Origin of the sequence: Photobacterium sp. WH24 (assembly GCF_019204055.1) — a bacterium.
Lineage (GTDB): Bacteria > Pseudomonadota > Gammaproteobacteria > Enterobacterales > Vibrionaceae > Photobacterium > Photobacterium arenosum.
The window spans coordinates 210,406-232,963 of sequence record NZ_JAGSOZ010000002.1; the positions used below are offsets into that span (position 1 = coordinate 210,406).

18 protein-coding genes are annotated in these 22,558 nt (G+C 53.8%); 9 read left to right on the plus strand and 9 right to left on the minus strand.

Annotated elements, in window-relative coordinates; genetic code table 11:
• Nucleotides 1-176: 176 nt before the first annotated feature.
• From hldE to KCG43_RS04240, 3 genes are all read right to left on the minus strand, one after another.
• Complete coding sequence (hldE, locus tag KCG43_RS04230) at nucleotides 177-1,607, minus strand: bifunctional D-glycero-beta-D-manno-heptose-7-phosphate kinase/D-glycero-beta-D-manno-heptose 1-phosphate adenylyltransferase HldE (protein ID WP_192015463.1); 1,431 nt, start codon at nucleotides 1,605-1,607, stop codon at nucleotides 177-179.
• An 85-nt stretch (nucleotides 1,608-1,692) separates the two neighbouring features.
• Nucleotides 1,693-4,563: a bifunctional [glutamate--ammonia ligase]-adenylyl-L-tyrosine phosphorylase/[glutamate--ammonia-ligase] adenylyltransferase gene (gene glnE, locus KCG43_RS04235; RefSeq protein WP_218383512.1), complete on the minus strand. Its 2,871-nt coding sequence runs from the start codon at nucleotides 4,561-4,563 to the stop codon at nucleotides 1,693-1,695.
• A 171-nt stretch (nucleotides 4,564-4,734) separates the two neighbouring features.
• Complete coding sequence (locus KCG43_RS04240) at nucleotides 4,735-6,333, minus strand: methyl-accepting chemotaxis protein (protein ID WP_218383513.1); 1,599 nt, start codon at nucleotides 6,331-6,333, stop codon at nucleotides 4,735-4,737.
• 238 nt (nucleotides 6,334-6,571) lie between these two features.
• On the opposite strand from KCG43_RS04240, the gene KCG43_RS04245 reads away from it, so the two are divergent.
• The gene (locus KCG43_RS04245; protein ID WP_192015673.1) at nucleotides 6,572-7,360 is read left to right on the plus strand and encodes a potassium channel family protein; all 789 of its coding nucleotides are present in this window, start codon (nucleotides 6,572-6,574) and stop codon (nucleotides 7,358-7,360) included.
• Nucleotides 7,361-7,454: 94 nt separating this feature from the next.
• Here KCG43_RS04245 and KCG43_RS04250 read toward each other — a convergent pair whose 3' ends face one another.
• A complete protein-coding gene (locus KCG43_RS04250; RefSeq protein WP_218383514.1) occupies nucleotides 7,455-8,972 on the minus strand; it encodes an inorganic triphosphatase in 1,518 nt (505 codons plus the stop codon).
• Nucleotides 8,973-9,423: 451 nt separating this feature from the next.
• Here KCG43_RS04250 and KCG43_RS04255 point away from each other — a divergent pair, with 451 nt between their 5' ends.
• The 3 genes from KCG43_RS04255 to KCG43_RS04265 all read left to right on the plus strand — a co-directional run bounded on the left by KCG43_RS04255 (nucleotide 9,424) and on the right by KCG43_RS04265 (nucleotide 12,171).
• Nucleotides 9,424-10,104 carry a TIGR00153 family protein gene (locus KCG43_RS04255; protein ID WP_192015459.1) on the plus strand — a complete coding sequence of 227 codons (681 nt, stop codon included), beginning with the start codon at nucleotides 9,424-9,426 and terminating at the stop codon, nucleotides 10,102-10,104.
• Nucleotides 10,105-10,134: 30 nt separating this feature from the next.
• Entirely contained in the window at nucleotides 10,135-11,403 is a 1,269-nt protein-coding gene (locus tag KCG43_RS04260; protein ID WP_192015458.1) for an inorganic phosphate transporter, read from the plus strand.
• A 192-nt stretch (nucleotides 11,404-11,595) separates the two neighbouring features.
• On the plus strand, nucleotides 11,596-12,171 hold the full coding sequence (locus KCG43_RS04265) for a TIGR04211 family SH3 domain-containing protein (RefSeq protein ID WP_237028859.1): 576 nt from the start codon (nucleotides 11,596-11,598) through the stop codon (nucleotides 12,169-12,171).
• A 105-nt stretch (nucleotides 12,172-12,276) separates the two neighbouring features.
• Here the strand turns inward: KCG43_RS04265 and KCG43_RS04270 are convergent, their stop codons facing one another.
• Complete coding sequence (locus KCG43_RS04270) at nucleotides 12,277-14,565, minus strand: AAA family ATPase (protein WP_218383515.1); 2,289 nt, start codon at nucleotides 14,563-14,565, stop codon at nucleotides 12,277-12,279.
• A gap of 103 nt (nucleotides 14,566-14,668) precedes the next feature.
• Between KCG43_RS04270 and KCG43_RS04275 the strand changes: the two genes are divergently transcribed.
• Nucleotides 14,669-15,889 (plus strand): multifunctional CCA addition/repair protein, encoded by a 1,221-nt coding sequence (locus tag KCG43_RS04275; protein WP_192015455.1) that lies wholly within the window; start codon nucleotides 14,669-14,671, stop codon nucleotides 15,887-15,889.
• 126 nt (nucleotides 15,890-16,015) lie between these two features.
• On the opposite strand, the gene KCG43_RS04280 is transcribed toward KCG43_RS04275, so the two are convergent.
• The 3 genes from KCG43_RS04280 to folB form a co-directional block, all read right to left on the minus strand.
• Nucleotides 16,016-16,822, minus strand: coding sequence for an undecaprenyl-diphosphate phosphatase (locus KCG43_RS04280; protein ID WP_192015454.1), 807 nt, complete (start codon nucleotides 16,820-16,822; stop codon nucleotides 16,016-16,018).
• Between the two features lie 92 nt (nucleotides 16,823-16,914).
• Nucleotides 16,915-17,406: a 2-amino-4-hydroxy-6-hydroxymethyldihydropteridine diphosphokinase gene (gene folK / locus KCG43_RS04285; RefSeq protein ID WP_192015453.1), complete on the minus strand. Its 492-nt coding sequence runs from the start codon at nucleotides 17,404-17,406 to the stop codon at nucleotides 16,915-16,917.
• Nucleotides 17,399-17,755: a dihydroneopterin aldolase gene (gene folB / locus KCG43_RS04290; RefSeq protein ID WP_046222375.1), complete on the minus strand. Its 357-nt coding sequence runs from the start codon at nucleotides 17,753-17,755 to the stop codon at nucleotides 17,399-17,401. The genes folK and folB overlap by 8 nt, the downstream gene beginning before the upstream one ends.
• 294 nt (nucleotides 17,756-18,049) lie before the next feature.
• On the opposite strand from folB, the gene plsY reads away from it, so the two are divergent.
• Nucleotides 18,050-18,658 carry a glycerol-3-phosphate 1-O-acyltransferase PlsY gene (plsY, locus tag KCG43_RS04295; protein ID WP_192015452.1) on the plus strand — a complete coding sequence of 203 codons (609 nt, stop codon included), beginning with the start codon at nucleotides 18,050-18,052 and terminating at the stop codon, nucleotides 18,656-18,658.
• A 58-nt stretch (nucleotides 18,659-18,716) separates the two neighbouring features.
• Here the strand turns inward: plsY and tsaD are convergent, their stop codons facing one another.
• Complete coding sequence (gene tsaD, locus KCG43_RS04300; protein WP_192015451.1) at nucleotides 18,717-19,733, minus strand: tRNA (adenosine(37)-N6)-threonylcarbamoyltransferase complex transferase subunit TsaD; 1,017 nt, start codon at nucleotides 19,731-19,733, stop codon at nucleotides 18,717-18,719.
• 215 nt (nucleotides 19,734-19,948) lie between these two features.
• Here tsaD and rpsU point away from each other — a divergent pair, with 215 nt between their 5' ends.
• The 3 genes from rpsU (at nucleotide 19,949) to dnaG (ending at nucleotide 22,485) form a co-directional block, all read left to right on the plus strand.
• On the plus strand, nucleotides 19,949-20,164 hold the full coding sequence (gene rpsU / locus KCG43_RS04305) for a 30S ribosomal protein S21 (protein ID WP_002537656.1): 216 nt from the start codon (nucleotides 19,949-19,951) through the stop codon (nucleotides 20,162-20,164).
• Nucleotides 20,165-20,188: 24 nt separating this feature from the next.
• The gene (locus KCG43_RS04310) at nucleotides 20,189-20,632 is read left to right on the plus strand and encodes a GatB/YqeY domain-containing protein (protein WP_027251933.1); all 444 of its coding nucleotides are present in this window, start codon (nucleotides 20,189-20,191) and stop codon (nucleotides 20,630-20,632) included.
• Nucleotides 20,633-20,727: 95 nt separating this feature from the next.
• Nucleotides 20,728-22,485, plus strand: coding sequence for a DNA primase (gene dnaG, locus KCG43_RS04315; RefSeq protein ID WP_218383516.1), 1,758 nt, complete (start codon nucleotides 20,728-20,730; stop codon nucleotides 22,483-22,485).
• Nucleotides 22,486-22,558: the final 73 nt, after the last annotated feature.

A 22,558-nucleotide genomic window follows, 5' to 3' on the forward strand; every position in this document is an offset into this window, starting at 1 on the left:
GCCCTGAAACAAAAAAAGCGCCTGCAATGGCGCTTTTTTTATAGGTTCGGCTCAAGTTTCAGTGCCATCGCCTCGGTAGCTGTGGCCTTGGTAACTGTGGTCTTGGTAACAATAGCCTCAGTCACAGTGGCCGCAGACACTCAATCGCTGTGCTGCGGCCTGCACCGAACAGCCTGTCAGCCTTTACCGCCGCGAATCGCTTCGATAATTTCTGTGGTTGAACAGCCGTCTTCAAAGTTCAGTACACGTACTGCACCGCCGTTGGCAATCACTTCCTGGCCACCGGCAATTTGCTCAGGTTTATAATCACCGCCTTTCACCAGCAGATCCGGCAGGATCTCGCTGATCAGGCGCTGAGGCGTATCTTCTTTGAACGGCACGACCCAGTCTACCGCAGCCAGACCGGCCAGTACGGCCATACGGCGATCTTCAGGGTTCACCGGACGTCCCGCCCCTTTCAGAGCCCGCACTGAACTGTCGGCATTCACCGCCACAATCAGGCGATCACCCAGCTTGGCGGCTTCATTCAGATAAGCCACGTGCCCGGCATGCAGGATGTCAAAGCAACCATTGGTCATCACCACTTTTTCGCCACGGGCCTTGGCCGCCAGTACCGCTTGTTTAAGCTGGCTTTCGGCCATCACCCCAAAACCACTGTCCTGACTGCCATGCACCGCATTGGTCAGCTCAATGGTCGACAGGGTTGAAGTACCCAGTTTACCAACCACTACGCCAGCGGCGGCATTGGCCAGCTTGCAGGCATCAGACAGGGATTTACCGGCCGACAGCGAAGCTGCCAGTACCGAAATCACTGTATCGCCGGCACCGGTGACATCGTACACCTCTTTGGCCTGTGTAGGCATGTGCAGCGGCTCCTGGCCTTTCTGCAGCAAGGTCATACCATGCTCGCTACGCGTGATCAGCAAGGCCTCCAGATCAAATTTCTCGATCAACGCCAGCCCTTTTTCCACCAGCTCTTCATCGGTTTTCGCTTTACCGGCAACCGCTTCGAATTCAGTCAGGTTGGGCGTTAGCATAGTCGCGCCGCGATAACGCTCGAAATCTGTCCCTTTCGGGTCGATCAGCACTGCCACACCGAAGCGGCGTCCCAGTTCGATCATTGCGCGGACATGTTCCAGCGCCCCTTTGGCATAATCGGACAGTATCATTGCTTTCACGTTCGGCAACGCCTGTTCAAGCCGTGGCAGAATCAGGTCGACATCCACATCGTGGAAACCTTCTTCAAAATCCAGGCGGATCAGTTGCTGCCCGCGGCTCATCACGCGCAGCTTAGTGATGGTGGGATAATCCGGCAGGGAGACAAAATCACAACGCACTTTGAGCGATGCCAACTTTTCATTGAGCGCCCGCGCAGCATCATCAATGCCTGTCAGGCCAACCAGGCGAGCGTGCCCGCCCAGGGCGGCAATGTTCATGGCTACGTTGGCAGCACCGCCGGGACGCTCTTCAATCTGGTCCACTTTCACAACGGGTACCGGCGCTTCCGGGGAAATCCGTCCAGTCGGGCCAGTCCAGTAGCGGTCCAGCATTACATCACCCACAACCAGCACACTGGCTTGGTCATAATCAGGCAGTGTCAGTTTCATTCTTCTCTCCGGAACGGTAAAAACAGCGGAATATTATCATAAAAGCCTGTACTGCATACAGGCAGGGCATGTCACTGGCATCGGGTTAACACTCAGGGGCTGCGTTGGGTTCTGGCCGAAAAATGGTTTGCCACAGTTGTGTCACCAGGTATCGCTCTGCCGTAAACTGGCTGTCATCGACATAGGCATCGTGACCGAGCAAATTCAGGCGGTGAATTTCATCACGCAGCGTGCAATATGCCTGAATCAGCGCCATCACCTGCTCCTCTTCCAGTACCCCTTTGGCTGCCATGGTTTCAAACAAGCGAATATTATCGGACCAGCGGGTTAATGCCGGCTGACCGGCGCAATGGCGTAACACCAGATACTGAGTGATAAATTCAATGTCCGTAATGCCGCCGGGATCCTGTTTCAGGCCAAACTGCCCCGGTTTTTTCGTGCCGAGGTGCTGGCGCATTTTCTCGCGCATCTCCATCACCTCCTTACGCAGCGCACCGGCGTCACGCGGGCGTGACAATATGTCGGCTCTGACCTGATCAAAACCGGCCCTGAGTACCGGATCGCCATACACTATACGCGCACGCACCAGCGCCTGATGCTCCCAGGTCCAGGCTTCCTGTGCCTGATAGGCCGCAAAGGCGTCCAGCGGGCTGACCAGCAACCCGGATGCGCCAGACGGACGCAAACGGACATCAACCTCATACAAGACGCCGGATGAGGTACGGGTAGAGAACAAGTGGACGATTCTCTGCGTCAGCCGCAGGTAGAACTGACGACCGTCAATGGCTTTATCGCCATTGGTGTACACCTCTGTCGGGCAGTCATGCAGGAAGACCAGATCCAGATCGGAACCGTAGCCCAGCTCCAGCCCCCCCAGCTTGCCGTAGCCGATCACACCAAAACCGGTACTGTTACGCTCAGCCAGATGTGACGGCTCACCATACTTAGCCACCATCTGTAACCAGGCCTGCTTGACTACAGCAGCGATAATCGCTTCCGCCAGATAGGTCAGGTGATCACTGACTTTCATCAGAGGCAGCACATCAGCAATGTCCGCCGCCGCAATACGCAGTAACTGCGCCTGCTTAAACTGGCGGATGGCTTCCATCTGCTGCTCCATGTCTTCTTCCGGGATTCGTGCCAGGTACTCTTGCAACTCAGACTGGTACTGATCCAGAGGCACAGGATTGTACAAGTGCTGAGGATCGAGTAATTCATCGAGCAGAATGGGATACTGAGCCAGCTGCTCTGCCACCATAGAGCTGGCCGCACAGAGCCTAACCAGGTGATCCAGCGCGCCGGGATGTTCGCTCAGCAATTCCAGATAGGTGGTCCGGGTGGCAATGCGGACAATCAGGCGGGAGACACGATCCAGCACCACAGGTGCATCTGCACGGGTGACAATACGCACCAGCACTTCGGGCATCAGACGGGCCAGTACTTCACGGCCTCTCGGCCCTATAGTGCGCTTGGCCAGCTCCGCTTTCATATGGCTCAGCACTTCAGCCTGACGGGCGGCATCCGGGGCGGCCACATCATTCAGAATCGCTGTTACCAGCTCTTCATCCTCAATCATGGTCCACATTTCATGATAAGGCTGCGCCGCAGCGTCATGACTGTCTTCCTCATCGGCCCCGATAATCTCGTCGAACACTTGATGGATCTCAGCCATGTGCTGCTGAATCTGCTGTTGCAGTCCGTGCCAGTCGGTGCATCCCATCGCGGTGGCGAGCCGTATTCTGTCCAGCTCGGTATCCGGCAGAGTCTGCGTCTGTTTGTCATTGATGGCCTGTAACAGGTTTTCCAGACGGCGCAAAAAAGCATACCCCTGCTCCAGATGCTGTACCTGCTCTGCCGGCAATAACCCCAGAGCATTGACGGCATCCAGCGTTTCCCGCAGGCCACGGTGCCGCAGGCTGGGCTCTCGCCCGCCACGGATTAACTGGAAAGATTGTGCGATAAATTCGACTTCGCGGATCCCGCCCGCGCCGAGTTTGATGTTATTGCTCAGACCGCGACGGCGAACCTCTGAGCTGATCATGGATTTCATCCGGCGCAGTGACTGTATCGCACTGAAATCAATATAGCGGCGAAAGACAAAAGGACGCAGCATCTGCCGCAGAGCCTGATAATGGCCAGCGCTTTCGTTGCCCATGACTTTGGCTTTAATCATGGCGTATCGTTCCCACTCCCTGCCCTGTTCCTGATAGTAATCTTCCAGTGCGGCGTAGCTCATGACCAGAGGGCCACTGTCGCCAAACGGACGCAGACGCATGTCAACCCGATAGCAAAAGCCGTCAACTGTCTGTTGATCCAGCGCCTTGATCAGTCTTTGTCCCAGACGGGTAAAAAACTGGGCGTTGGCAATGCTGCGCCGTCCGCCCTGAGTTTCGCCGTTTTCCGGATAAGTAAAAATCAAATCGATATCTGAAGAGAAATTCAGCTCACCGCCACCCAGTTTACCCATGCCCAGGATCAGCATAGGCTGGGGCTCACCGTCAGCATTGACTGGGGTGCCATATTCTTGGCAACACTGCGCGTAAAGCCAGTTATAAGCTTCCATGATCAGCGCTTCGGCAAGGCAGGACAGGTGCGACAAGCTTTGGCTCAGGGTGGCGCGGCCGGTAAAATCGCGCCAGGCAATCCACACCATTTCACGGCGACGAAAGGCGCGCAGCTCCCTTAACAACACGGTTTCGTCAACCACTGCTGACAGGGCTTCCCTGAGCTCAGAACGGTATTGCTCGGCGCGCTCCCCGACAGTCAGGGCTTGGGACAGCCAGGACAGTAAATCACCATCCTGCACCAGAGAGGTCTGTATGAAATCACTGAGACCGAGCACGGCACTCAGTTCGTCGTTCAAATCCGATGGCCACTGGGCCAATGCATTCGGGTGAGCCTGCTGCAACTTTTCCAGAGCCTGTTCAGCAGCGTGTTGCAAGAGTGCGTGTGTCATATCAATTCCTTGGCAATCAGTCGGGGCTGTCCGCCCAGCATCGCAGTCAACCACCCGAGCCTGGTCAGGTTTCTCAGGTATAAGCAATAAGATAACGGATTACGACAACAACGCCCACCTGTCGGTGGGCGTGTGAGTCTAAAAATGGCGCGAAGAACAGTCTGGGATCTGTCAGATGCGGAAGGCCTGAATTTTCTGTTCCAAATCGGCTGACTGGCCTTTCATCGTATCCGCCGTTTCTGTCAGTTCAGTGACTACCACCACAGAAGCTTCCACTAATTCCCTTACATTATTCAGATTTTGGTTCATCTCTTCCGCCACCGCGCTTTGCTGTTCAGAGGCAGTCGCAATCTGGAAGTTCATGTCATTGATGCGCTGAACCTGCTGGACAATCTTATCCAGCTCCCCGCCTGCGCTGGTCACCAGATCCACCCCTTCAGCGGCCTCAACCACACTTTGCTCCATCAGACCAACAGCCTGCTTGGCACTGTCTTGCAGCTGACCAATCATGTCCTGAATTTCGACAGTGGCCACCTGGGTACGTTGCGCCAGGTTACGCACTTCATCGGCCACCACGGCAAATCCTCGCCCGGCATCACCGGCCCGTGCGGCTTCAATGGCGGCATTGAGTGCCAGCAGGTTAGTTTGCTCGGAAATACCCTGAATGGTGACAATCACGCTGCCAATTTTTTCAACCCGGCTTTCAACCTGAGTCACAGCCTCAGCAGAGGCACGGATATCGGTGGACAGCTGATCTATGGTGGCGATCGTTTTCACCACAAATTCCTGCCCCTGATGGGCCTGTTTCGCCGTCCCCTCGGTGGCACCGGAGGCTTCACGTGCATGCTCGGCCACGGTTTGCACCGTAGAGGTCATTTCGCTCATGGCAGAAGCCAGCTGGTCAATCTCATGAAACTCTTCCTGCGCCGACTCTTTGGTTTCCTGCATGCTCATTGACATCACATCCGCCAGCTCATGCAGTTCACCCGAAACACTGCGTTGATTCTGAATCACCTCTTTGAGCTGAATGCGGGTACGTTCCAGCTCGCGCGCCAAATCCCCGTATTCATCCTGACAATTCATCACTATTGGCTGAGAAAGATCACGGTTGGCCAGACGCTTAATGGCATCGGCCAGATAGCCGGTCTGACGCAGCATCAGGCTGGCAGCCCCTAACAGCAACACCATAAAAGCCAGGATCATCAAGGCCGTCTGCCAGGCTATCTGCACCATATAGGCACTGTAGTAACTGTCCGCATAATCGGCAGACTGTGAAGCGATCACTAACCAGTGAGCGCTGCCGACCAGAGGCACGGCAAATTCAAATCGCTTGCCGCCATCCAGGGTAAGTGCGCGCTCACTGCTTAACTGAGACAGCACAGCACCGAGCGGCTGGCCATCTTCGGCAGAGCGGCTCAGCGCCTTGATCTGCTCAGCATCCGGATGACCCAGCACCCGGCCGTTTTCTGTGTTAACCAGATAGTAATACGCACCGTCCACACTTTTTTGCGCCTGTACCGCAGCCAGAGCCATCGCCTGTCCCTGCTCCCCCTGAGACAAGAGGCTGCTAAACATAGCCGCTTGTTTTTGTGCCTGCTCTCTGACTTGCTCTTTCTGAATATCAATGACTGACTGATAGAAAATACTGGCGTCCCACAATTGTTTCCCTACCAGTAATAAGGTACTGAATACCATCAGTACGATGAGTTTGGGCACTAACCTGATATTACTCAGCCCTTTTTCCCAGGGTTTGAAAGCCATGTCAGCCATAATTATTATCTCTCCTTTGTCCTAGGATCTGTTGATCCTAAAGCGGTTCAGTCCTCGAACGCTTCGAATCATCGGCCTGGCTGCAAGGAGCCAGTATTGAATAAGTTATCTGCAAACTGACAAAAACGCCGTCTGCGCTCAGAACAGGCTTGCAATTGACTCAACAACACCAGTAAATTCAACTTGCCAGCGGTACCGAGTATCATATATGTCTGTATTAAATATCTGAAATTGAATGATGAAAAAGATCGATGGTGTCAAACATGAACTGAATCCCATGAGTCTGGTGGCACTCGTATTGTCATTCGTGTCACTGGCTCTGGTCACCAGCCTGTTCTTTATTCCGCGTGAAGACAGGGTCTATTCACTGTTTATCACCATAGATACGCTAATCTGTCTGGTTTTCTGGCTCCAGCTCACCGGTGATCTGCTGCGAAGCCAGAACAAAAAAGCCTTCCTGAAAACACACTGGCCCGATTACCTTGCCAGCATACCTATCATCGAGCCGTTACGCTTTATGCGCCTGGTGCAGATCTTCCGGGTGTTACGTCTGATTCGCTCCGGCCAGCAGCTTTTGCAGCATATTCTGGATTACCGGCGCGAAGCCACCATAGCCACTATTGTTTTGCTTCTCACTGTACTGGTTACCGTCGGCTCCTCCTTGATCCTTATCATTGAAAGCCACGATCCCAATGCCAATATTCACTCGGCCGATGATGCTATCTGGTGGGTCTTTGTCACTATCTCCACTGTGGGCTACGGGGATCACTATCCGGTGACGACACTGGGTAAAATACTGGCAACCGTGATTATTACCTGCGGTGTTGGCCTGTTCGGTATGGTGGCAGGTTTGATCAGCTCGTTTGTGTCAGACCCCGACAGACACAAGCCCGCCATCCACCACCATGATCAAAAGCACTGGGACAAAATTCTTGATAACCAGAATCTGTTGCTCAAGCGTATTGATGATCTTGAGCAGCGACTGACTGAATCGACTCAGCACAGCGGAAAAGAAAACGAAAAATAACACAGCCACCAAAGGCAGTGGTTGAGGGGAAACAACAAAAAACGCCTTCTGAGTCAGAAGGCGTTAACGGCGGCAATGGCGTATGGGATAAAGATTATGGCCAGTAAGCCGGCTGTGCCAGACCTATCTGGCGGCTTTGATCCATCGCATGCAGCAGGGAGTCTTCCTTGCGGTGCAGCCATTTATCGATCTGCTTGCGATCTTCTTCATCTTCGTAGTCAGGCTGAAGGGAGCGAATCGGCTCAAGCTGACGCAAGTCTTCCATGCCCTGCAGAATATCCAGCCACGGGCTGCGGAACACTTCGCGGCGCTCATCTTCATATAAAGAAGCAAAACACAGGCCGCCCACCAGGTTACGCAGCAGTCTTGCCTGCTGGTCGAGATAATCTGCCCGGCTGAGCGCACGCTTCTCACTGAAGGCCTCTGCCAGCTCTTCCCAGGCTTTCGACAAGGCCGAATCGGCAAATGACTTCGCCGATGCCGCCAGCCGCTCTCTGGCTTTTTCGTCCAGGAAAGGTTGCCATCCGCGGCTCAGCAGCCAGCTGCTCAGGTTAAGCAGCAAATTACAGTAACGCGCCGATTTGAACAGACGCAGAATATCATCCGGCTCCGGCAGTTCTTCCTGACGTTCTTTGAGCTGTTTGACCAGAGATTTTCTGGCATTGAGCTTTTTCAGCGCATGGCCTTTTTCGGCCAGCCAGCGTTGTATCGCGTCCGCTTCTTGCAGCCAGATCAGCTCACCTTCAAGCCAGGTCAGTTCCTGACGAAGCTGCGCGCTGGCCCGGCGAGGTATCATGCTGCCATACACAACCAGGGTCTGGCGGATCAGGGAAATCGAATGGCTGATCTCAGTCAGTGCCGGCAATGCCTGACGCTCAACATAGATCTGCTCGTGATAATGCCAGTGCGCCAGCGCATGCTCCATGGCAATCACTAACGCATTTTCTGATGAGACATCCGCAGCAAGAGGCACATAAGATAGAGGCAACACGTCATCCCCCTGATGCCCGGCAGCAAGACGATAGCCTCTTGCCGCTTTACTCAGGTTCCCCAGACGCATACCACCTTCTTCACACAGTTCGCGAGCCAGAGTGAACAAGGCATCGGTCTGGCCGGATTTCAGCTCCAGTTCCACTTCGCATATCGGCTCACTGCTGTCATTGGCACGCACTTCACCCTGATCGAATGCTAGTTCGATCTGGCTGCCATCCGGCATAGCAATCAACCACTGCTGGCGTTCAAAGTCGGTAGAGAATAAAGGCGAGATTTGGCTGGAAATAGCCGCAATATCAAAGTGCTCAGGCCAGGCATCGCTCGGATGTAAGGCTAAATCCGGTTGCGGGCCGTTGAGTTCAGCATTGTATTCGGGGCGCTGATGCAGTCCTGCAACAACACGTCCGGCTGTCTTAAGGGTCTGAATATAAACATCATCAATGCGGCGAACCCGCAAGCCGATGTCGTGCTGACGAAGAATTTGCTCAGGGGTATCAAAGTAAATGTTACCCAGTCGTTTACTGCTTTGCTGCAAGATTTTGGCTTGAGCAATCTTCCGCAATAACTGACCCGAAAAATCCGCTGAGACGAAAAACTTCAGTTCTATCTCGGTTTCCATAATTGTCCCTATAAACGGTAGCCAGCCAAGGATATTGGCTAATCCGGCCTGTAGCAAGCAAGAAATCTCCAGAAATAGGCGTACAAAATGTGTTTCCCTGTACTAAGTTATACGTTAACATGCGCGCCATAGGGCCTGTTGACCTTTGGACTATTTGCTCTAACCAGTGCTGAAAAAGCGCTAATCAAGGCACGAATCATGGAGTTTAGTGCGCTAAATAAATGATGAGTAACGCAGAGAAGCGCTTGTTCTCCTCAACCTGATGGGGCGGTGGGGACAATTCTGGCTTGTGACGTTACCCTCTTTCTCTAGCTCTCTTTCCGCCATACCATTCCTGCCTTTTTAAAGCATAGAACTCGCCTCTTTTCGGGTCGATACTCCAAAGGCAACAGGCTCTGATCCATCGCTCAAGATTTCGCCTTTATTACAGGTATCTTTAGGTTGATCGGCTATGCCAGTGAATACAATTATGGGGCTCTTTGCTAAATCCCCAATCAAACCATTGCAACGCCATGTCACTCGTGTGAATGAATGTTGTGAACTGCTTGTTCCGTTTTTCGAGGCGTGTCACGCCAAAGATTGGGAAAAAGCCGGACAGTATCGTGAACAGATTTCGCAGCTTGAAAAAGATGCGGATGTGCTCAAACGTGAAATCCGTCTCAAGCTTCCTCGTGGTCTTTTCATGCCAGTCGACCGGACTGACATGCTGGATCTCCTCACTCAGCAGGACAAACTCGCAAATCTGGCCAAAGATATTGCAGGTCGTGTCTACGGACGTCAGTTAGACATCCCTGAGCACTTTTATCCAGACTTTCTTGCCTACGTTCAACGCTGCCTTGATGCTGCCAATCAGGCCAGCCGTGTCATCCATGAACTGGATGAACTGCTGGAAACCGGCTTTAAGGGCCGTGAAGTTACCCTGGTAGCAGAAATGATCAATCAGCTTGACGTTATCGAAGATGATACCGACAGCATGCAGGTTATCCTGCGCCAGCAACTACGTAAGGTCGAAGACCAGTACAATCCAGTCGATGTGATGTTTATGTATAAGATCTTCGAATGGATTGGCGGTATCGCCGACCAGGCTCAGCGTGTCGGTTCACGACTCGAAATCATGCTATCCCGCTCATAACGAGCAAGGTAAATACAACAAGGTTTTACAATGGAAATCCTGGCTAATTATGGCACCATGATCATCATGGTGGCGGCCCTCTTTGGCTTTCTAATGGCTATTGGTATTGGTGCCAATGATGTGGCTAACGCAATGGGTACCTCTGTAGGTTCCAAGGCGCTGACAGTCAAACAGGCTATTATCATCGCCATGATCTTTGAATTTGCCGGCGCCTATCTGGCCGGTGGCGAAGTCACAGACACCATACGTAAAGGGGTAATTGACACCTCTTACTACGTAAATCAGCCTGAAGTACTGGTTTACGGCATGATGGCATCGTTGCTGGCGGCAGGTTCATGGCTATTGCTGGCGTCCTACATGGGATGGCCTGTCTCCACTACGCACTCCATCATAGGTGCCATCATAGGTTTTGCCTGCGTATCTGTCGGTACGGAAGCCGTTGATTGGGGCTCAGTGCAGGGCATAGTGGGCAGCTGGATTATTACGCCACTGATCTCTGGTATCTTTGCCTATGTCATCTTTATCAGTGCACAAAGGCTGATATTTGATACCGATACCCCGCTCATCAACGCCAAGCGCTTTGTCCCTGTCTATATGTTCCTTACCACTATGGTCATCGCACTGGTGACTATCAAGAAAGGTCTGAAACATGTTGGCCTGCACTTGTCGACAGGTGAAGCCTGGCTGGCTTCGATCGCGGTTTCACTGATCGTGATGGGATTTGGCTATCTCTATATCCGTCGCAACTATGCCGATGCCGAACAGACTGTTGGCCATAACGGCTATGCGGGCGTTGAGCGCGTATTCAGCCTGCTGATGGTGGTCACCGCTTGTGCGATGGCATTTGCACACGGCTCCAACGATGTGGCTAACGCCATTGGCCCATTGTCTGCTGTGGTATCGACGGTTGAACACATGGGTGAGCTGTCCGAGAAAACCGCCATTGCCTGGTGGATTCTGCCGCTGGGTGGTTTGGGTATAGTCGTGGGTCTGGCGACCATGGGTCACAAAGTCATGGCGACTGTGGGTACAGGTATTACCGAGCTGACACCGAGTCGCGGCTTTGCAGCACAGCTGGCTACCGCGTCGACCGTCGTACTGGCGTCGGGCACAGGTTTGCCTATCTCTACCACGCAAACACTGGTAGGTGCGGTACTGGGTGTAGGCTTTGCCCGCGGTATTGCCGCCCTGAACATGGGTGTTGTTCGTAACATCGTGGCGTCTTGGATCGTTACCCTGCCAGCAGGTGCCCTGTTAGCAGTCATTTTCTTCTATGTAATGCAAGCGGCTTTTGGCTGATTTTTGTCAGTCTTCCGTAAACTTTACAAAAAAGTAGCACAAGGTCAAAAGAGGGAGGCTATGCCTCCCTCTCCTCTTGCGCCATCGCCGCAAAATTCTTAGTATCTGTGCTCCATCGATTAATCAAGCTCCTTCAAGGATCCCAGAGTGAAGCAACTTATCCGCTTAGTTTTTGCCGCTATCACCGTTCTGATGACAGCTCAGGTACACGCTCAGCAGGTGCGTTACATCTCCGATGACCTGTTTACTTACATGCATCGCGGGCCAAGTACGCAATTCAAAATTATGGGCAGCGTAGACGCTGGCACAAAAGTAACCCTGTTGGAAGTCAACAAAGAATCGGGTTTCGCTAAGGTGGTTGACGACCGTGGCCGCACAGGCTGGGTCAAGAGTGATTTCATTTCTAACCAGGTTGGCCTGAAAGAACGCCTGCCAAAATTAGAAAAAGAACTGACTGAAGTGAAAAAAGCACTGGCCAACGCCAAGCAGTCCAGCGATGAGCGCAATGCGACTCTTCAGTCATCACTGGAGAACCGCACTGAGCAGATCACCGACCTGGAAGAGCGAAACATCAAGCTGAATGATCAGCTGTCGACTTCCCAGTCTGAAATCCGCGAACTGCGCGCTAAACTGGATACCCAGGCAGACGATCTGCTGATGAGATGGTTTACCTACGGCGGCATGGTCGCAGGCGGAGGACTGCTGTTTGGTCTGGTACTGCCGCACCTGATCCCACGCCGCAAGAAGCGTAATAATGGCTGGGCCTGATGGCCAGGCCATGCGCCAATAGCCGTTCCAAAGACAAAAAAGGCAGCTGAGCTGCCTTTTTTGTTTCCGTCTGCCACACTTTCCGGCTGAAGCCGATAGTGAGCCTTACCCTGACGGCCACTGCGACAATGCTGCCATTTCAAACCGGATATGCTCAAAATCCAGAATCACCTTACGCGGCTCAATCTTCTCCAGCGTCACGCCAGGAGCAACCTCATCCCCTTCGTAAGCATCACGGTTGTTCACCTTAACCCAGCGACTGTCCGCACTGGATGAGTAGATATGAGTCTGCAGGTTGATGGCCGGTAAACGCGCCTGAACGCCCTGAGGCAAGTCTGCCAGCGTCATGACATTTTCTGCTACGTAGGGTTTTTGTTTCACAACCGCTGCGGTGACCGTTCTGGGATCCACCAAGGCCGGTGTATCGGCCTGATCGGTGGCAGCAATTGCCTGATGCAGCCGATTGGCCAGCTCAGGCGACAAGCCCGACAAATCCAGTTTATCCAAATCCAGAAAGTTCATCTGGCTGTCACTGGCTGCGGTGTCCATTGCTGCTGTGTCCATGGCAGCAGTATTACCGGCAGCTGTGCCAAAGGGCTGTTCACCAGAAGAGGAGTTTAACGGCCGCCAGACCTCAGAAGCACTGCGTTCTGCATTACTGTATAAGGGCAAACCCGGTGCCGGCAAGGCCTCGGTAGTTATCCTGGGTAACGGCAAAAACGACATAGGGTGTCCGCCAATAACAGTATCACCATCGGTGCGGTACTCTTGATGCAATGTCGGCCCGGGCAGCGACAATGCAGTGTCCAGTACCATCAGCGTCATCGGCCCGGCAATGCCGTCGGCATACAAGCCCTGAGCCTGTTGAAAACGACGTAACTTATCCAGCACACTTTGATCAAAGTCTCTGCTGGCCACGCCCGGCTCACCCAGTAAACGGTTAAGCTGCTGATCCAGCCAGGCCACCCGGCTACCTTGCTGACCATAACGGATGCTGGTGCTCTCCCCCATCGGCGGACGCCACATCAGGGTATAATCTTGCTGCCAGTGCGCCTGCAGCCACTCCCGGCTCACTCTGAGCCGCTCTCCGCCCAGCATCAGCTCGGCTTCGCCCGGCCAGAGCGCGTACAGTACCGCATAAAAGCTGTCGCCATCGTCATTGGTCAGAGGCAGGATGGCTGGACGATTGATCAGGCTGAGCTGTGCAAGATCGCCTTTGCTTTGCTGACAGGTCAGACCGATACGCGTACTGCTGAGACAGTTTGCCTGACTGGGCGAGACTTCATAGCCCCACAGCTGGTACAGGGTCTGCATGGCTTGTCTTTCCGTCGGCTGCAGAGCCAGCACAGCTTGCCAGCGTTTTTCCAGTGCCGTCAGCGACTGGGCTTGGTCCGTTTCAGGAGAATGACCCGAAGCAGCAGGCGCTGACACCACAGCCGTTTCCTGCACGACTGCACCCAGCTTATTTTCTGCTACCCAGCCACCGCCCCAGTAGCCCGCCGCAATTAATGCCGGAGCCAGCACAACGGCAATCGCCCAGCCCAACCGTTTACGCGTCTGGCCCGCGGCCGGTACAGGTTGTGCGACCGCCCATCCCAGCGCCAGTTCACTGGCCTGCCTGATGTGCTCAGGGTTGATCTGATATCGGCTGTCCCGGCAGGCAAGCTGCAAGGCTTTATCACACACCAGGTTGATCTGGCGCGGAATGCCGCCGCATACCCGGGCCAGCGTCTTCAGTGCCTGAGGAGAGAAAATCTGGTGAGCGCAACCAACCTGATCAAGACGAAAACGGACGTAAGCTGCCACTTCTACTTCGGTTAAGGGTAACAAGTGATAGCGTGAGGTAATGCGCTGAGCCAGCTGACGCAATCCCGGCTGCTGCAGTAACTGCTGCAGTTCAGGCTGGCCAGCCAGTACCACTTTCAGCAGTTTACGCTGATCATTTTCCAGGTTGGTCAGCAAACGCAGCTGCTCCAGTACATCCGGCAGCAGATGCTGCGCTTCATCGACCAGTAAAAGGGTATGGCGGCCAGCCTGATCATTGGCTTTAAGGTGGCCGTACAGTCTGTCGGTCAAAATCTTATAGCTGTCTTGCGGTGACGCCTGCAGCCCTAGCTCATCGCAAATGCTTTCCAGCAACTCATGGGCCGATAACGCCGGGTTCAGTACCACAGCAACTTGGGTTTCCTCGCCCAGCTTGGATAACAAGGCGCGCAGCACTGTGGTTTTGCCGGTACCGACTTCGCCGGTGAGCAGCCCAAACCCCCCGCCATCAGTCAGTCCGGCAAGCATGTGATTAAGCGCTTCACGGTGGCGATCGCTGAGATAAAGAAATCGTGCGCTGGGCACAATCGAAAACGGGGCTTCGGTCAGGCCAAAAAATGCCTTGTACATGTCTTCGTCCGGGATGAAGTAAAATAACTGAGATACATTAGCGTTCGTGACACCGATTGTATACCCTTCGGGGGCAAGACTGACAAAAGACGAGGAGAGAAAAGTGGATATTTATCTGGTTGGCGGCGCGGTACGGGATCGGCTGCTGGGATTACCCGTCAAAGACAAAGACTGGGTGGTCGTCGGCACCACGCCTCAGCACATGCTGGATCAAGGGTTCAGCCAGGTAGGTAGCGATTTTCCTGTCTTTCTGCACCCCAAAACCAAAGAAGAATATGCCCTGGCCCGTACCGAACGAAAATCGGGCAAAGGCTATACCGGCTTTGAATGCTACGCCGCGCCGGATGTGACACTGGAGCAGGATCTGATGCGGCGGGATCTGACCATCAACGCCATTGCCGAGTCGCAGGATGGCACCTTGTTCGACCCTTATCAGGGCCAGCAGGATATAGAAAAGCGTCAGTTGCGCCATGTATCGCAGGCTTTTGTTGAAGATCCGCTGCGTGTCTTGCGGGTCGCCCGCTTCGCTGCCCGTTTTGCCCCGCAGGGCTTCACCGTTGCACCGGAAACGCTGGCTCTGATGCAGGAGATGGTAGCTGACGGTGAGCTGGAAGCCCTGACGCCCGAGCGTGTGTGGCAGGAATGGGAGCGTGCCCTGCATACCGAGCGCCCGGATATCTTCCTGACCGTGCTGCGCCAGTGCGGCGCACTGGGCATCGTAATGCCAGAGATCGACGCGCTGTTTGGTGTTCCGCAGCCCGAGAAGTGGCACCCGGAAATCGATACCGGTATCCATACCCTGATGGTGTCCTATCAGGCGGCACTGCTGAGTGACGATCCTGTGATCCGCTTTAGTGCCCAGGTGCATGATCTGGGTAAAGCCTTGTCGCCCAAAGCTGAACTGCCCAGCCATAAACTGCACTGCCAGCTGGGGATGGATGTGATCCGCCAGCTGTGCCAGCGCCTGAGAGTGCCGAACCATTATCGCGATACCGCGCTCATGGTCTGCGCTCAGCACACCAAAGTACACCGCGCGCAAGAGATGCGCCCCGCCACTTTTATCAGACTCTTTGATCAGATAGACGCCTGGCGAAAGCCGGAGCGTGTTGAACAGCTAGCCATTTGCTGCCGGGCGGATATTCGCGGCCGGACCGGGTTTGAAGACGACCCCTACCCGCAGGCCGATATTCTGCAGGATGTCTTCGCGGCCGTACAGACCGTCGAAGTAAAACCCATCATTGAGGCGGGCTACCAGGGCGCAGCCATCAAGGAACAACTGGCTATCCGCCGCGCCGAGGCAGCGGCGCAGGTGCTGGGGCGTTAAAAAATAGCTTATCACCTCAGCACACAGCCTCTGTGCATAATCTCAACACACAAGCTCAGGGCACAATCTCAGCGCATAAGAAAGCCGGAGCAAAGTCCGGCTTCCTTTCATTTCGCTCTGGCTGAATTACTGCTGGCTCAGCAGTAACGCGATCAGGCCAAAGCCCAGCAGCAGCCGGTAAATCACAAATGGCAGCATACCAACGCGCGTTACCAGCTTCAGGAACACATGAATACAGGCATAAGCACTGATGAAAGACACCGCCAGACCTATCCCTAAGCCGCCAAAATCAATCGGGGCATTGCTCTCAACCAGCTTGGTCCCCAGATACGTGCCGGCCAGCAGAATAATAGGGATCGACATCAGAAACGAAAAACGGGCAGCGGCTTCGCGGGTAAAACCCAGATAGAGTGCTGCTGTCATGGTCGCGCCTGAACGTGAGGTACCGGGAATCATGGCCGCCGCCTGCGCCAGGCCAATAAACAGTGAGCGCTTGGCGTTGGCATCATACTCATCGCGGGTTTGATTCGCACGGCGATCTACCCACCACAACAGCAGACCAAACACTATGGTGGTGACCGCAATTACCCAGGCAGAGCGCAGATACACTTCAATGATATCGGCCATAAAGAAACCGAACACACAGGCCGGAATGGTCGCCAGCACTATCATCCAGGCCAGACTGGCTTCACGGCAGCGGTGGCCTTTGAAGATAGATGCCAACCAGGCCGCCAGCAAAGACACCACTTCTTTGCGAAAATACATCACAACCGCCGCCAGCGTACCCACATGCACAGCAACATCAAAAGCCAGACCCTGATCTGCCCAGCCAAATACCTGCGATGGCAGGATCAGATGCGCCGAACTGGAAATCGGCAAAAATTCAGTCAGCCCCTGGATCAATGCCAACATGAACGCTTCAAAATGACTCATTGTTTACCTTTAACTCTTCGAAAACATAATACGAGAAAGTGTATCGCCAATGGATTGACCTCTGGTTTCCCTGACAGTTCAGTGCATTGCTGTCAAACTGTGTCAAAATGCAGCGCGACCGGCCTTAATACCTGCTGCTTGTCGAATGCCTGCCAGATTTGCGCCACAGTGCGTCCATCTCCCGGTATCACCAGCAGCGGGCTCAGCTCATACAGCGGCAGTAAAACGAAAGCAAACTTGTAGATATCCGCTCGCGGCAGCGCAGGCGCTTCAGGGCTGATCCGATCGCCGAACAGCAACAGATCCAAATCCAGCGTTCTGTTCTGATTCTTCACCGCATCCGGCTGACGGCCATACTGCACTTCCAGATCTTTCAGCCTGTGTTGCAGGGCATTCAGCGACAAATCTGTCTCCAGAGCCACCACACCATTGAAAAAAACGGGACCGTCAAAACCGACAGGTTCCGCTTCAAAAATACGGGAAACGCGACACTGGGATCCTAACTGCTTCAGCTCAGCCACCGCCGCACGCACATAGTGCTCACGATCGATATTACTGCCGATGCTGATGTAAACCTTAGTCACGGCGTCCCCGCTGAATCACCACACCAACACCGCGCGCATTCGGCACTGCGCCCGGCTTGGTCACTGTCACTTTGATCCAGGGTACGTTGAAACGTGTCATGATCAGGCTGGCAACTTCCTCTGCCACCCGCTCGACCAGCAGAAAGCGGCCCTGCTCCACAAATTCGGTGACTGTCTGGCTGACGGCGGCATAATCGAGCGCCAGCGACACATCATCGGCCAGAGCGGCCGGCTGGTTGTCATGGGCCATTTCCAGGTCCAGCACCAGTTTCTGCTTAATTTCCTGCTCCCAGTCATACACCCCGATAGAGGCGATAACGTCAAGATGTTCGATAAATACTGAATCCATGTTCCATCGCTAATTTTGTGTAGAGGTCGGATACCCAATGTGAGCAAAAGTGCGTATTATCGGGACGAGTTCATCATATTGATGACAGAAAACAGGCTCCCAGCGTTTCAAACACGCCAGCCTCCTGAAAGTGGATGAACTATACCACAGCTGTTATGCATAATGTCATCAGACGTGGGCGCTGAGTAATCACATTTTTACCACTTTCATGACGACCAAAAAGGCCGTGGCGTACAGGCTCATAAACACCCGCTCCCCGGATGACAACAACGTCAGGGGCTTACTGGAGATGCTATGACACCATTGGTGCTGCTGATCATTATCGCTGCTTACCTGCTGGGCTCTGTGTCCAGTGCGGTGCTGATTTGCCGTCTGTTCCGCCTGCCAGATCCAAGAGACAGCGGTTCGGGTAATCCGGGGGCAACCAATGTCCTGCGTATCGGCGGCCGGGGTGCCGCGGCACTGGTGCTGATATGCGATATCCTCAAAGGCATGCTGCCGGTCTGGATCAGCTATTTTCTGGGGATTAACCCCTTTCTGCTGGGGATCATAGGGATTGCCGCCTGTCTGGGGCATATTTACCCGCTGTTTTTCCACTTCCGTGGCGGTAAAGGCGTAGCGACGGCACTTGGCGCGCTGGCCCCGATTGGCTGGGATTTAAGCGGGATGCTGATTGCAAGCTGGTTAGTGGTGGCCGTGTTGTGTGGCTATTCTTCGCTGGCATCCATGATCACCGCGCTAATAGCACCCATGTTTACCTGGTGGGTCAAACCTCAGTACACCATGCCGGTGGCTATGCTGTCGTGCCTGATCATTCTGCGCCATCACGAGAATGTCCGCCGTTTGCTGGACGGCAAAGAATATAAGATATGGCATAAATTTAACCGCCAGTCGAAACCCTGATTCGTCCTGGCGGTTAAGTGTTATCCGCTGCTCGCTTGCCTGACCGGCTTGAGCCGCCTCAGCGCAATGGCTTGAGTGTATCGATCGGCCAGCGCGGATGGGCTTTGACACTCAAATCCATGATTTCCTGATTTTTCAGGCGCTGCATCCCGGCATAGGCAATCATGGCACCGTTATCGGTACAGAACTCAGTACGCGGATAAAAGACTTCGCCGCCCAGTTTTTCCATCAGGGTCGCCAGCTCGGCACGCAAGTGTTTGTTGGCGCTCACGCCGCCGGCAATCACCAGACGCTTAAAGCCGGTTTCTTTCAGGGCGCGCTTACATTTGATTGCCAGGGTGTCCACCACGGCTTCCTGAAACGCATAAGCAATGTCTGCCCGGGTCTGCTCATCATCATCGTTGCCACGAATGGTGTTGGCCGCAAAGGTTTTCAGGCCGGAAAAACTGAAATCCATGCCCGGACGGTCCGTCATCGGACGCGGGAAAGTAAAGCGGCCAGCCGTGCCTTTATCGGCCAGTTTTGACAGCAGCGGTCCGCCGGGATAATCCAGCCCCATCAGTTTGGCCGTTTTATCAAAGGCTTCACCGGCGGCATCATCAACCGACTCACCCAAAATGCGGTATTCGCCGATCCCTTTGACTTCCACCATCATGGTATGACCGCCAGAAACCAGCAGCGCCACAAACGGAAACTCAGGGGGATTGTCTTCCAGCATGGGCGCCAGCAAATGGCCTTCCATATGGTGTACTGCCACCGCAGGCAGATTCCAGGCATACGCCAGGCTGCGGCCTATGGTCGCGCCCACTAACAGAGCACCGACCAGGCCGGGGCCGGCGGTATAAGCAACGCCATCCAGATCCGCCGGGGTTAAACCGGCATCGGCCAGCGCCTGCTTGATCAGCGGGATGGTTTTTTTGACATGGTCCCGTGAGGCCAGTTCAGGTACGACGCCACCATAATCGGCGTGCAGCTTCACTTGGCTGTACAACTCATGAGCCAGCAGGCCTTTCTCATCATCGTAAATCGCCACGCCTGTTTCATCACAGGACGTTTCGATGCCCAGGATACGCATATCAACCTCTATACTTATATACTTACAAACCGAAAGCCGAAGCCGGTGCGGAACATCGGAGGGGCATGTTACCGCTGTTGACAGAATTTCACCAGTTCTGACTTGCAGAATGCTTTACAAATGACCCCGGATCAGATTAGAATTTCGCACCATTTTTAATCAGCTGATAATTTTGATCATCAGCGTTAATCGAATCACTCTGAGGTGAGTATTACATGCCAGTAGTCAAAGTACGTGAAAACGAACCGTTCGACGTAGCTCTACGTCGTTTTAAGCGCTCTTGCGAAAAAGCAGGTATCCTTTCTGAAGTTCGCCGTCGTGAGCACTTCGAAAAGCCAACAACTGTACGTAAGCGCGCTAAAGCAGCGGCTGTTAAGCGTCACCTGAAAAAATTGGCTCGCGAAAACGCACGTCGCGTTCGTCTGTACTAATTTACAGATAACAAGGACAGCGTAATGGCCCTAATCGAAAGTATAAAGAACGAACAAAAAGCAGCCATGAAGGCGAAGGACAAAGCTCGCCTGGGTGCTATCCGTCTTGTTCTTGCTGCCATCAAACAACGTGAAGTCGACGAGAAGATCACTCTGACCGACGACGACATAGTGGCAGTACTGACGAAAATGGTAAAACAGCGTCGTGACTCTGTGGCTCAGTATGAAGCCGCAGGCCGTCAGGATCTGGCCGATGTTGAGCATGCTGAAATCGCCGTACTGGAAGAATTTATGCCTCAGCCGCTGAGCGACGACGAAGTTGCCGCTCTGCTGGAAGACGCTATCGCCAGCACCGGTGCCAGCACTATGCAAGACATGGGTAAACTGATGGCTGTGCTTAAACCACAGCTGCAGGGCCGCGCCGATATGGGGAAAGTTAGCCAATTGGTCAAAGCCAAACTCGGTTAAAACTGCCCCAACTCTACAGCAAGCCGTGCTATCCTCTCGGGAATGCGCGGCTTGTTTGTATCTCTTCCCAGTTAATTTCAGGTAACACTCATTGTATGGCAGGAAAGATCCCTCGTTCATTCATCGATGACCTCATCTCACGGCATGACATAGTCGATGTAATTGATGCGCGGGTGAAACTCAAAAAGCAAGGCAAGAACTACGGTGCCTGCTGCCCTTTCCACAATGAGAAAACCCCGTCTTTTTCTGTCAGTCCCGATAAACAGTTCTACTATTGCTTTGGGTGCGGTGCAAAAGGCAACGTACTCGATTTTGTGATGGAGTTCGACCGGCTGGACTTTGTGGATGCCATCGAAGAACTGGCGTCTCAGCTTGGCCTTGAAATTCCGCGCGAACAAGGCACCAGTGGCCAGAGCAGCATCAAGCGACAAGAGAAACAAAGCCTTTATGACCTGATGGGTCAGGTCGCCCAATATTATCAATCGCTGTTGCGTCAGAGCGATGCGCAGGTGGCGATTAACTACCTGAAAGGACGCGGCCTGTCTGGCGAGATCGTCAAACAGTTCGGCATCGGCTATGTGCCTGACCAATGGGATCTGGTGCGCAGCCGTTTTGGCCGCAACGAGCAGGCACAGCAAGATTTAGTCAGCGCCGGCATGCTGATCGAAAACGAGCAAGGCCGTCGCTATGACCGTTTCCGTGGCCGGATTATGTTTCCGATCCACGACCGCCGCGGCCGGGTGATCGGGTTTGGTGGCCGGGTACTGGGCGAAGGTACGCCCAAGTATCTCAACTCACCGGAAACACCGATTTTTCACAAAGGCCGCGAGCTCTACGGTTTGTATCAGGTGATGCAAACCTACCGGGAACCTGAACGCGTTCTGGTCGTCGAAGGCTATATGGATGTAGTGGCCCTGGCGCAATACGGCGTCGACTATGCCGTCGCCTCACTGGGCACCTCGACCACAGGGGAGCACATTCAGACCCTGTTCCGGCAAACCGGTACTGTGGTGTGCTGTTATGACGGTGACCGCGCCGGTCGCGATGCGGCCTGGCGGGCGATGGAGCAGGCACTGCCCTACCTGACTGACGGCCGCCAGCTGAAATTTATGTTCCTGCCCGACGGTGAAGACCCGGACAGTTTCGTGCGTCAGCATGGCAAAGAAGCCTTTGAGCAGGCCATCACACAGGCGATGACCCTGTCTGATTTCCTGTTCACCACCCTGCTGCAACAGGTGGATACCAGCAGCCGGGAAGGCAAAGCCAAGCTCAGTACGCTGGCTGTGCCACTGATTGACAAAGTGCCGGGCGGCACCCTGAGACTATACTTACGGAAAGTTTTAGGACAAAAACTCGGTCTTCCTGATGAAGAGCAGCTCAAACAGCTGATCAGCGAACACGGAGACAACAAGCCGGTAAGAATGGCTCAGCCCGCCATCAAGCGTACACCAATGCGCATCGCGATTGCGCTGCTGCTGCAAAACCCGGGCTTTGCCACTGAACTGGGTTTGAATACCCATGACTTCGCCGGCACAGAGCTGGCGGGCTTAAAATTATTATTGAAAATAGTTGATAAATGTCGACTTCATCCCAATATCACAACTGGACAGTTGCTAGAAGATTGGCGTGAGACCGAGCAAGCATCGCTGATGGCCCGTTTGGCCAGCTGGGAAATACCGCTCGGCAGCGATGAAGACAGTTTACACACTGTATTTTTTGACGCGATGGATAAAGTTATCGATCAATGCGTCACACAACAAATTGAGAAGTTGCAGGCTAAATCGAACACCGTCGGCTTATCAGTCGAAGAGAAGCGGGAGCTTCAGCTATTGCTGTTAAATCGCCCCGTCTAAAAAGTAGTCAACAATTCTGACATTTGTTATAATTACTGGTTTGCATTTCTGCATCCTTTTTTCTCACTCAGAC